The 12,204-nt window shown below is 48.2% G+C and carries 10 protein-coding genes; 8 read left to right on the top strand and 2 right to left on the bottom strand.

The window, feature by feature from the left end:
* Positions 1–478: 478 nt before the first annotated feature.
* The 7 genes from ACTJJJ_RS08995 (at position 479) to ACTJJJ_RS08965 (ending at position 10,155) form a co-directional block, all read left to right on the top strand.
* Complete coding sequence (locus tag ACTJJJ_RS08995; RefSeq protein ID WP_426294034.1) at positions 479–3,718, top strand: SusC/RagA family TonB-linked outer membrane protein; 3,240 nt, start codon at positions 479–481, stop codon at positions 3,716–3,718.
* 10 nt (positions 3,719–3,728) lie between these two features.
* Complete coding sequence (locus ACTJJJ_RS08990) at positions 3,729–5,609, top strand: RagB/SusD family nutrient uptake outer membrane protein (protein WP_426294036.1); 1,881 nt, start codon at positions 3,729–3,731, stop codon at positions 5,607–5,609.
* A gap of 247 nt (positions 5,610–5,856) precedes the next feature.
* Positions 5,857–6,192 (top strand): hypothetical protein, encoded by a 336-nt coding sequence (locus ACTJJJ_RS08985; RefSeq protein ID WP_188928425.1) that lies wholly within the window; start codon positions 5,857–5,859, stop codon positions 6,190–6,192.
* A gap of 108 nt (positions 6,193–6,300) precedes the next feature.
* Positions 6,301–8,022 carry a PQQ-dependent sugar dehydrogenase gene (locus tag ACTJJJ_RS08980; RefSeq protein WP_188928427.1) on the top strand — a complete coding sequence of 574 codons (1,722 nt, stop codon included), beginning with the start codon at positions 6,301–6,303 and terminating at the stop codon, positions 8,020–8,022.
* A gap of 106 nt (positions 8,023–8,128) precedes the next feature.
* Complete coding sequence (locus tag ACTJJJ_RS08975; protein WP_188928429.1) at positions 8,129–8,491, top strand: hypothetical protein; 363 nt, start codon at positions 8,129–8,131, stop codon at positions 8,489–8,491.
* Between the two features lie 32 nt (positions 8,492–8,523).
* On the top strand, positions 8,524–9,228 hold the full coding sequence (locus ACTJJJ_RS08970) for a hypothetical protein (RefSeq protein WP_188928430.1): 705 nt from the start codon (positions 8,524–8,526) through the stop codon (positions 9,226–9,228).
* Positions 9,229–9,246: 18 nt separating this feature from the next.
* A complete protein-coding gene (locus tag ACTJJJ_RS08965) occupies positions 9,247–10,155 on the top strand; it encodes a hypothetical protein (protein ID WP_426294039.1) in 909 nt (302 codons plus the stop codon).
* Here the strand turns inward: ACTJJJ_RS08965 and ACTJJJ_RS08960 are convergent, their stop codons facing one another.
* The gene (locus ACTJJJ_RS08960; protein ID WP_188928432.1) at positions 10,156–10,881 is read right to left on the bottom strand and encodes an esterase family protein; all 726 of its coding nucleotides are present in this window, start codon (positions 10,879–10,881) and stop codon (positions 10,156–10,158) included.
* 14 nt (positions 10,882–10,895) lie between these two features.
* The gene (locus ACTJJJ_RS08955) at positions 10,896–11,513 is read right to left on the bottom strand and encodes a GDSL-type esterase/lipase family protein (RefSeq protein WP_188928434.1); all 618 of its coding nucleotides are present in this window, start codon (positions 11,511–11,513) and stop codon (positions 10,896–10,898) included.
* A gap of 231 nt (positions 11,514–11,744) precedes the next feature.
* Here ACTJJJ_RS08955 and ACTJJJ_RS08950 point away from each other — a divergent pair, with 231 nt between their 5' ends.
* Positions 11,745–12,167 carry a hypothetical protein gene (locus tag ACTJJJ_RS08950; RefSeq protein WP_188928436.1) on the top strand — a complete coding sequence of 141 codons (423 nt, stop codon included), beginning with the start codon at positions 11,745–11,747 and terminating at the stop codon, positions 12,165–12,167.
* Positions 12,168–12,204 lie beyond the last annotated feature (37 nt).

The following is a 12,204-nucleotide window of genomic DNA, read 5'->3' as shown; positions in this document are numbered from 1 at the left end:
TAAGTTTCTGCAAAATTGCTATTGATATTCCGACAATCGCCGTTTCCATGTAATGGAAGCGGTTTTTTGTTGCCTATGTAACTAGTTGCTGCGTATAGAGACCGGTTAGTAATATACGTTAAGTAACTACTGGTTATTTTCCAAGAAAACATAGTCAGAAAGCAGGAATCCTTGTTTATGTGAATAATTTCATATCTTTTTGTACATCCGGTTACTCACATCGTTCCATTCGGTACTGCCGGATTAGAAAATATAACATTTTCGAGTTAAGCCCTTTTTTCTAGTATAACAAACACCCGTACCGGTTACGAGCGATGGATTGGAAATTGGATTTTAATGAGTAATAGTAAGACAAATTGTGTAAGGCCGACACTTCTCTGACTTGTTGAAAAACAAGGACTTATATACTAATCGTGGTTGTAATATCTTTTCATTTTTTTATAATTTTTTAACTATTTACTATCTATCTACTTAATCTATGAGGATTTCTGAACGGGAAAAGTACCGGAGCCTAACACGGTATTTTTACTCCCTTCTTCTGACCCTGTTGGTCATGACCGGTGCATACGCTCAGGATGTAACGGTGAAGGGAAAAGTGAATGATGAGCAGGGGCAGGGACTGCCCGGCGTGAGTGTCCTGGTAAAAGGGACGTCGGCGGGTACGGTCACAGACGTCGAAGGTAACTACACGGTGAATGCGCCGGGTACGGCAACGCTCGTATTTTCTTTCATCGGCTACATTACGCAGGAAATTCCGGTAGGGAGCAAAACCAGCCTGGATGTGAAAATGGCAACGGATACCAAAGCACTCGACGAAGTTGTGGTAGTGGGTTATGGTACTGCCAAGAAAGCTACCCTGACCGGCTCGGTAACGGCCGTGAAAGGTGCTGAATTGCAAAAAGCACCTTCGACGAACCTTTCGAATACATTGGGAGGGCGTTTGCCGGGTGTTTCTGCGGTACAATCGAGCGGGGAACCTGGTTACGATGGCTCGGCGATCCGTATCCGCGGTACCAACTCCCTCGGTAACAGCAATGCGCTGATCGTTGTGGATGGAGTGCCCAATCGTTCGGGTGGTCTCGACCGTCTGAACCCTGCCGACATCGAGAGTATTTCGGTACTGAAAGATGCGGCTGCGGCGATTTACGGCTCACGCGCGGGTAATGGGGTTATCCTCATCACGACAAAACGCGGAAAGAGCGGCAAGCCACAGCTTTCTTACGACTTGAACCTGGGTATCGCACAGCCTACGCGCACACCGCAGATGTCGAATGCAGCCGAATACGCGACTATCCGTAACGAGTTGCAGATCTACGACAACCTTCCGGTAGGACAGTGGCAGGGTGCGTTGCAGGGCTTCAATACCAATGGCTCGTACACCCGCACTGACAATGGCAATGTGCTAAGCGCCGTGTTTACGCCAAACGACCTTCAAAAATTCCGCGACGGTTCCGACCCGCTGACCCACCCGAATACCGACTGGTACGGCTCGGTGATCCGCAACTGGTCGCCGCAGCAGCGCCACAATCTTCAATTGACCGGCGGTAGCGAAAATATCAAATACCTTGCTTCATTGGGTTATATCAATCAGGATGGTAACTATGTGAATTCGGCAACGGGTTACAAGCAGTACGACATGCGTGTGAACCTCGATACGAAAATCAACAAATACGTGACCGCCAAACTGGGCGTAGTATTACGTGAAGAATTCCGTCGTTTCCCAAATGGCGGTGGCGCGGGCGATATCTTCCGTATGCTGATGCGCGGTAAACCTACCGAAATCGCCATCTGGCCGGACGGTCGTCCCGGTCCCGACATCGAGAACGGACAGAACCCTGCGGTAATTACAACCAATACAACTGGGTACAACAACGACAAACGTGATTACATCCAGACCAACGGCCAACTGGACATCGATATCCCTGGCGTACCAGGTCTGAAAGTAACCGCAATGGCCGCTGTTGATAAGCAATTGCGCCGCCAGAAGTCATTCCAAAAGCCGTGGACGCTTTATTACTGGGATAAAAAGACTTACGAGGCGGATGGAACAACGCCCCTGTTGACGGGAACGGTACGTTCGACGTTCAACGATCCGCGTTTGACGGAAACTTCTTCACAAGAGCTTTCGATCCAGCTGATGGGCCAGGCTTCTTACGAGAAGTCGTTCGGCTCGCACAACTTCAATGCCATGGTGGGTGTGCAGCGCGAAACCGTAGACGCCGATGGTTTCTTCGCATATCGCCGTTACTTCATCTCTCCGGTTGTCGACCAGCTTTTCGCTGGTGGTACGCCTGAGCAGAACATCGGTAACTCGGGTACCAACAATGGTGATTTGTACAAACGTGCACGTTTGAGCTATTTCGGTCGTGTAGGTTACAACTTCAAAGAGAAATATCTCGCCGAATTCCTTTGGCGTAATGATTATTCATGGGTGTTCCCGAAAAACGGCCGCTCGGGTTTCTTCCCGGGGGTATCAGCCGGTTGGCGTATTTCCGAAGAAGGGTTCTGGAAAAACAATATCCGTTTCGTCAACAACGTGAAACTCCGTGCATCGTGGGGACAAATGGGTGCTGAGCCGTATTTGCTTGGTACTGAAACATTGGCTGAATACCAATATTTGAACACCATGGGCTTTGGTACCTATATCGTGAACGACCAGGTTGTTAAAACGCTGCTTGAATCGCGTGTGGCCAACAACAACTTCACCTGGGAAGTTGCCAACAATACCAACTTCGGTATTGAGGGTACCTTGTGGAAAGACCGTATCGCATTCGAAATCGACTACTTTATCAATAACCGTTCGAAAATCCTGATCCCGATGACGGGTTCAACTCCTTCTACGGCCGGTATCGATGGCAAGCTTCCTCCTGTAAACCTGGGTAAGCTGCAAAACAAAGGTTTTGAATTCAAGGTGAGCTACGATGGTTCTGTCGACAACTTTACCTACTCGGTGGGTGTGAATGGTGGTTATGCCAAAAACACCATCAAATACTGGAACGAAACGCCGGGAATTCCTTCTTACCAGACAACAACCGGCCGTCCCTACCAGGCATTTCTCGCCTACCAATATGACGGCGTTTTCCGCGATCAGGCTGATATTGATGCCAACAAGATCGATTACAGTGGTATCACAGGTACGCTTCGTCCGGGCGACATGAAGTTCAAGGATGTGAGCGGCGATGGTAAAATCACCAAGGATGACATGATGCGTTCGGAAAAAACCAACCGTCCGCAATTCACCGGTGGTGTGAACATCAACCTCGGCTACAAAGCATTCGATCTGTCTATCCTGTTCCAGGGTGCTGCGGGTGGTTTGCAATACGTGGGCCAGACAGAATCGGGCGACATTGGTAACTATCTGAAATACGCTTACGACCACCGCTGGACGATCGACAACCCAAGCTCGACAGACCCGCGCCTGGCTAACCGTAACAACACTTACTATACCAACCTCACGAACGCAGATTCACCAGGAGCGAACACTTATTACCTGAAAAGCAATAATTACCTGCGTTTGAAAAACATCGAACTTGGCTATAACCTGCCATCCGAAATCGGTTCGAAGATCGGTGTGGGCAACCTGCGCGTGTATGTGAATGGATTGAACCTGATCACGTTCGACAAAATCAAGATCTGGGACCCGGAAGCGACTTCTACCAACGGACAATACTATCCACAGTCACGAGTTCTTAATGCAGGTGTACGTGTAACTTTCTAAGATTAAAAAAATGAAACTGAGTTATAAAAATTGGATTTTTCTGGCGGCGCTGGCCACAACCGGGCTGGTGTCGTGCGACACTGACTTTCTGGATGTAACGCCGCCCACCGAAATCCCTACCGAGGAGGTCTGGAAAGACGGTGCATTGGCTGAGGGATTTGTAACAGGCATTTATCAGGGATTACAACAAGGCGGTTTCAGCGAGCAAATGCTGGCATCGCTGACCGACGAAGCGGTATTTACCCACACAGGCCGTAACATCAATACCATCAATGAGGGTAGTTTGAGCCCATCCAACCTTGGCTGGGTGGACGATACTTACGGATGGGGCCCTATGTACACCCGCATCCGCGCCAGCAACCAGGCGATCCAGGAGCTGCCTACCTCTACTTTCACAGATCAGACTTTGAAAGACCGTTTGAAAGGTGAAGCGCACTTCCTACGTGCTTATTACTACCAGCAGCTGGTTCGCTACTACGGTTCTGTGCCTTTGATCACGAAAGTGTATGCGTTGAACGAAGATTACTCCGTAGCAAGGAATACCTTCGAGGAATGCGTGAAGTTTATTGTAGCAGATTGCGACAGCGCTGCTGCATTGTTGAAAGGCAAAGCGGATCAGAAAGGCCGTGCGTCGGAAGTGGCAGCTTTGGCATTGAAATCACGCGTATTGCTGTACGCTGCGAGCGATTTGCACGATGTACCTACTGCCAAAGCGAAATCGGCGGTGATCGCTGCTTATCCGAATCCTGAGTTTCTGGGCTACACTTCCGGCGACCGTAAGGCTCGTTGGACGGCCGCACAGGCTGCTGCAAAAGCTGCCTTGGATGCGAAAGCAGGTTACAAGCTGAACCTCACCGCTCCTGTAACAGGTGCCCAAGGCAAGATTAACTACATTTCGATGGCTATGGCCGGATATAGCGCTGATAAAACACTGGATGCTTCCGGTGGCGACGACATTATCTTCGGTCGCTATTTCACAGCCAGCCAGACTTCTGACGGTGCGCGCCAGACAGGCTTGAACAACGGTCCGAACGGTTACCACAACTGGGCCGGTAACACACCGATCGGTTTGCTGGTAGATGATTATGAAATGATGGATGGTACGCCATTCTCATGGACAAATCCTACTCACAAGGCTAGTCCTTACGTGAACCGCGATCCACGTTTCTACGCAACTATCATGTATGACGGCGCTACCTGGAAACCACGCCCTTCGGATGCGAAAGATCCTGCTAACCAGATCCAGACAGGTGCTTATGACCTGCTCGACGAAAAAGGCGCATTGTTCAACCGCAAAGGACTGGATACCCGTAGCAGTACCATTGAAGACTGGAACGGTAGCCGCACCGGTTATTACATGCGCAAGTTCATCGATCCGAACCCTGCATTGTACGATAACACCGACCGTCAAAATATCCCATGGCCGTTCATCCGCGTAACCGAGGTTGCATTCAACTACATCGAGGCGAGCATTGAACTTGGCCAGGACGCGGTAGCGCTTGATCTGCTGAACAAGATCCGTTTCCGCGCCGGTATGCCTGCATTGAAAGTTTCGGGAGCGGCTTTGAAAGAGGCCTACCGCCACGAAAAACGCATTGAAATGGCTTACGAAGAGCAGCGTTACCACGACGCACGCCGCTGGATGGTCGCGCCTACGACCTTGGGCCGCTCATTGCAGTTCATTACCGTGATCGGTAAGTTCAAGGCAGGCAAGTCGATGAAGGAACCGTACCACTACGATCCGACCGTTTACGACTATACCTACACGCCGACGGAGGACAAATCGCACGAAAACCGCACTTGGGTTGACAAGATGTATTTCCGTCCGTTCAGCCGTGATGAGATAAACCGTAATGCGAAGCTGGTTCAGAACCCTGGCTACGACAAGTAACAGGTCCAGCAAGATAGGAATGCAACTGCCCGTGCTCTTTCAGTACGGGCAGTTATCGTTATGGTGGGTTTTGAAGACAAATTCCCACAAAACGTGGAGTTTGGTAAACACTATTAAATTAGTAGGATAAATTTAACTTCCTGAAAGCTAGTCATTTGGTTGTTTTGGCATAATCCTGTTGAATGAGATGCAACAGTGCAAATGCACGAGATCAGAAACATTAATAGTTGTCTAAAAAACAAGGATTATGAAAAAGCTAATAGTATCGGCATTGGCCCTGACACTCATCTCATTTGCTTCCGCTCAGGCCCAGACGGCCAACCAGACAACCGCTGACCATTCAGCACATAAGGAAGCGACGACTCAGAAAGCAGCTAAGGAAGAAAAGGTAGCTGTAAAACCGGAGGATCTGCCGGAGGCCATCAAAAAAACCATCAAGAGTGACGAATTTAGCGGGTGGACTGTTAAAAAAGCATTTTTGGTGACCGAGCCGGACAAACCGCAATATTATGAATTGCAAGTCGCCAATGGCAGCCAAAATGCCAGAGTGAAACTTGATAAAGACGGAAGAAACGTAGGATAACCATAGTATTCCTTCATTATTCAGTGAGTAAGCCGGAGCGATCCGGCTTTTTTTGTGTTCCAGTTGCTAACTTTGACCCCGCTTTTATTAATTCCTAACCATCGTTCAATGACCTTAACTCTACGTTCTTTTTGCTGCGTTGCCCTGGCCTCGTTCCTGCTGCTCAACTGCGTGGGCAGAAAGCAGTCTACGCCCGCCGGCAGCCAGCTCACCAGTGCCGATTCCCAGGGTAAAGAGCTATTCACAACGCACTGTGTTGCCTGCCACAATATGGACCAGGAGGAGATTGGCCCTCGACTGGGCGGAATCACAAGCCTGCTATCGGAAAAAGAGCTCATTGCATTTATCAAAAATCCTATCCATGCCATAGAATCGGGCAACGTACGGGCGGTGAGCCTTTCGAAGCGGTATAAGATGATTATGCCTCCGTTCGACTTTTTAAAGGACGAGGAAATTCGCTCGATCCTGGGGTACATTGCATCAGAGACCAGCCTGCATCATCTTGCGCCGATGGAAGTAAAAATCGACACGGGTGCTTCCAATGCCCGGTTGGGCCAGCCGGTCATTAAAACCGGTCTGAGAATCGAACTGGAAGACTTTGTGACAATCCCGCCATCCAGCGAAAAGATGCCCCGCACGCGTATAGCGAACATGCGCCCGCACCCGTCGCAAGACGGTACGCTGTATGTGAGCGACCAGCGCGGTCTTATTTACCGGATCAAAGGGAAAGAGGTAACGACTTTCGCCGATCTGAGACAAGACGTAGAAAATTTTGTCAACGAACCTGGCTTGGGAACCGGCCTGGGCAGCTTTGCATTCCATCCGGATTATCTCAGTAACGGCTTGATATACATTACCCACACGGAGCCATTCAAAGGAAAACCCGCTGACTATTCCTACAATGACACGATTAAAGTAGCATTGCAATGGGTGGTGTCGGAATGGAAAATGGATGATGTGCAAAGCCCCGTTTTTAAAGGAAAACGAAGGGAATTGCTGCGGATCAATGTGCCTAATGTTGTCCATGGCACGCAGGATATTGGCTTCAACCCGGAGGCCGCCAAAGGGGATAAGGATTATGGCTTGCTCTATATTGGTACCGGCGATGGCGGCTCCACGATCAGTAAGCATCCCGAACTTTGTCATAACCTGCATTCTCTGCTCGGGACGATCATCCGTATCGATCCGTTCGGGAATAATAGTAAGAACGGGCATTATGGTATTCCGTCTGACAATCCGTTTGTCGAAGATAAGGCCGCTACTTACAAAGAAATATATGCATACGGTTTCCGTAATCCGCACCGGTTGTCGTGGCACAGTGGCAAGCTGTTCAGCGCAGAGGTGGGCGAGTCTAATTTTGAAGAGGTGAATGTGATCGTTAAGGGCGGCGATTATGGCTGGAATGTGCGGGAAGGAAATTTCGGGATATCTTCCAAAGACCTTAAAAACGTGTATCCACTGCCCGAAAATGAAACAGGAAAGTTCCAGAAACCCTTTGTGCAGTACGATCATGTCGATGGCAATGCAATCAGTGGCGGATATGTTTACGAAGGCCCGATCGCGGCATTAAAAGACAAATACATTTTCGGGGACATCGTCAATGGCCGTATTTTTTACGCCAACATCGATCCGAAATTAAGCGATCAATCGGTATATGAGCTAATGATTGTCCGGGGCGGCAAAGAAACCAACCTGGTCGAAATGTCTGGCTCGAAGCGGGTAGATATCAGGATTGACTACGACCGTTTTACAAAAGAGCTGTATATCATGACTAAAAGCGATGGCAAAATCCGGCGTGTTGTGAAGGCATATACGTTAACTCAGCCCTGAGGTCGCTAAATAGCTGGCAGCGGCCGCTAAATAATTGAATTGTCTTGATTCTCAATGAGCTTTGTTTCTTTGCAGCCCTCATTAAAACGAAATCAGGACAATTCTTATGGCCAATGTAAAAACAGTACTCGACCAGTGGTCTGTAAAAGACCTCGAAGACAATTCAAGCATTAATGTACTCGTAGAAGGCTGTACCGAGCTTGGGAACAACGCGCAGCCGGGCGTGCAGATTATTTGCATGGGCCAATACGTTACCTACGAACCCAATATTGTAGAACAATGGGCTTACAAAGCCAGTAAGCAGGGAATTTCGGACTATTTATTGGAAGACAAATCGTGGACTTACCATGAGGACCAGTACGTCAAATACTTTCTGGTGCTGGGTAGTCCATTGAAGGCGCGTATTACGGTCAAAACGCGTAGCTCCAAACCGAACACGAAGGAATATGAACTTCCATTTGACGTCTGATCCGGAATACACAAACACACACCGAAACTGAAATGATCAAGTTTACCTACCTCGGCCTGCTGGGCATCTTCTCACTTATTGTGCTGGCAGCCATAGTATACTATCTCTTCAAACCCACCCCGACCGGCGATAGCTCGGTTGGGTGGGCGATCGGGATCTTTTATTTGGCCGGCTTGTTCGGCATACTGCTTTTAGCATTGCTTTTCTGGAAAAACAAGACTGTGGGCCTGATCATCCTTTGTATCCCGCTGTTGTTTTTACTGCTACCTGCATTGAAAAGCCGCGTGCGCGATCTCTATGCCTGGCTCCCGTCCCCGCGCAGTACGCAGCTGACATTACATATTGCGAATAACACGCAAGCGCTTGTAAATGTGAAGCTTGAATGCTGGTTTGGAAAAAAGGAGGGTGAGCAGCAATCTTTATACAAAACACTTGAATTTACCTCAAAACCGCTGGCCGTTAATCAACACTTATTGTCCGATTACGACGCGCAACTGCTTTCGTCCAAATCAGCATTTGTCCGGATTGTTTTCTTCGAATGTTTGCAGGAATCTGGCGATGGTTATTCCTACGTCCGTGAAATCCAGCCGTGTATGCAATACCGTGACGTCGCGACCGAGGCTTTCCAGGTGAGCGACTTTTTGATTGCCATTGACGGTGAAAAGAATTCGGAGGCGTTTCGGGCGGAGGTGAGAAGGTTGAAAACAGATAGTCTTTACAAGAATGGTGTGTTCTGAAATTCCAATTAAAATCCCATGCAATTAACTTTATCGAAAGTAATACCTTCTCCGCTCGACCTGCATTTGCAGTTGGCGCGCACGCTTGAAAAAAGAGGTGCTTTTCTGCTCGCCGACCGTTGGGAGATATTGCTTCTTCACCCAAGCGGAACCTTGGAAGTGATATGGCAGACTACCGACGAAAGCGTTGCGTATCAATGGAGAGGCTTCTTCGATAACAGGCTCGACGATTCGCTTTACGACGAGATCAGGCAATTGCCGAACGGCTTCCAATGGCTGTCAAAGCAAAACTACCTGCGAATTGAGGCATCTGACATTTATAAAGCCGCCAGAGTTACGCCAACAATATATGAAGGGCGCGATGGAATAATTGTTGTTTTTGCAGGAAAGAAAATTTCGATTTTGAACGTGGAAGAAGGAAATGTCAGCGAGCAGACTAACACAAAAACGAAAGGCAGGGACCTGATTTGCCACGCTTTGCATCCCCGGCAAAATTTGATTGCTTATGGTACCAACCACGGCGAATTATTTGCTCAGCCATTTGATCAGGCCGAATTTGGGAAAACTATCAAAATTGACCAGCTTCCAAATACGTGTTATCAGATTACCTTCACTGCGGACGGTAAAAAAATGTTTGTTGGCGGCTTGGGCTACCTTAAAGTGTTTGATTACGATGGTAAGGTTTTTACCGAAAATGCATCCATCTCTTCTGCACTCAGATCTTTCGAGCTCGTCGAAGACTTTCTTGTGCTCAACAAGGGAATGCACGGCATCGATGTCATTCAGGCCACAGATAAACTGCAACGAGTGGCTTCACTGGATTTACCATTTTCGATCGACAAAATGTTTTATCTCGCGTCACAAAAAGTCTTTTTGCTAACTTCTGGTACGACGAATGAGTGGGCATTGCTCAACTGGACAACCTGATCATAAATAAATCTTCACCATCTCCCGCCAATACCTCGGCCGGTGCGCCTCGTCATCCCAAATGTAAAACTGGTGGGGCACGCTGATCTGATGCAACGAATCGCTCAAATGGCGGTTGTTGTCCAGGAAAGTATCCTCCCGGCCGATCACGAGGGTGATCTCCATTTCTCGCAGTTGTCGGAGCAACCCCGGATCCGAAATGCCCGGCACGAAATGGTTCGGCATATTGAAATAGATGTTTTCATCGAAATAGCCGTCGAACAGATCGGCGAAAAAGGGGAGGGGCTGCGTGAGGTCGTAGCGGGCGCTCATACCGACGACTTTGGTGAAAAGCGCGGGGTGTTTCAGTGCAATATTTACAGCATGGTACCCGCCCAGACTGCAACCAGCTGCCACCAGTTCCTGGTGTTTGTTTTGAATACGAATAAAAGGGATCACCTCATCGAGGATGTATTTTTCATATTGAATATGGCGGACAATGCGCAATGGCGGGGGAGCGTCGGAGTAAAAGCTTTCGCTGTCGATGCTGTCGACACAATAGACCTGGATGCTCCCAGCCTCAATCTTTTCCTTCATGGCCTCGATCACGCGCCAGTTTTCAAAATCATAGAAATGTGCCGACCGGGTCGGGAAAAATATCACCGGAATACCCCCGCGACCAAAGACGAGCATTTCCATAAATCTGTCCAAAGTCGGGCTAAACCATTTGTGATAAGTCCTTTCCATGAAAAGAGGCTTGTTTAAGAAGTTTTTTGAAGTGTTCCGTTTACGGCATAGATATTTTCAATAATCACTTTCTTCCAGATTGCATAGCCATCCGAGCTCAAATGCAGTCCGTCCGCTTCAAATAGCGATTTGCGCGGATAACCCTGGTAATTCACCATTAAGGGAAAAATATCGATATAATGCTGGTTGGGGTCCCTGCCGATTTCCTCCCGGATCAGTTCATTGGCGCCCTTAATGGAATCGATGATGTCCCAACGCTGCAAGCTGGGTTTTATGGATACAAAAAAGCATGGAATGTTCCCGTAACGTCCGCGTATCAATACGATGAGCTGCCGGTAGAACAATAATACCTCTGTCGGGTGACGCCCGTCGCCCAGATCGTTATCGCCGGCGTAAATAATGATGCGTGTCGGATCGTTCACGGTGGCCATAATACGTTCGAAGAACCAAACGCATGCAGCGAGCGTCGAGCCGCCAAATCCCAGATTGACCGGCTTCAATTCCGCAAAATCTTGATACAAACCCGTCCATAATGTAAAACTAGAACTCCCATAAAAGATCGTGTCAGGCTCGTAATTTAACGTGTATCGTTCTTTTTCTACTCTTTGTACTTCCTCTTCGTACCAGACCATATTTTCCTGATTTTCGGTAGCGCACTGATTGTGGGTGCTAAATTGTAAAAATAAGCGTGCCAAATTAACATATGGTTAAATAATGGTCAACGGAATGAAAAATATCAAAATTTCAGGCAAATCGGTTGGGAATTCGTCTGCTGACTACAAGGAATGTAATTTTTTATAAATCGGTTACAACCATCGGTCCGCCTTCTGTTTCTCTGCATTATATTAAAAACTACTATTGGCATGAAAAAGACGATTTTACTCGCATTAATCTGTATCGCAGCCATTTCCTGCGACAAGAAGGACGATGCTGCACCGCAGCCTGACCTGAATCCGGTCAGCCTTTCCTATCAAAAGGCAGCAACGGTCCGCACTTCCGGAAGTGATTTGAAAGTTGAGCTCAAAGAGGTGAACGACAGTCGCTGTCCCATCAATGCCGATTGCGTTTCGGCTGGAAGTGCAAAGTTGGTGTTCGCAATCTCCGACGCTTCGAATCAGGTGAATGTGAATTTAGAATTCAAGGGCGGTTCCAAAAATGAACAGGTGTTCAGGCTGGGCGGAACAGAGTATGTGCTGACCGTCTCGGAGGTTCTTCCTTACCCCGAACTTCCAAAATCGCCCAAGCTTGAAGATTACAAAATCGCAGTATCCATCGAAAAAAAGTAATAGATTCAGATTTGGTGTGAAGTGCAGCAAAAGGAGC

Source organism: Dyadobacter sp. 22481, from assembly GCF_052044875.1.
In the GTDB taxonomy this organism is placed as follows: domain Bacteria; phylum Bacteroidota; class Bacteroidia; order Cytophagales; family Spirosomataceae; genus Dyadobacter; species Dyadobacter endophyticus.
This window is presented reverse-complemented; position numbering and strand designations above follow the sequence as displayed.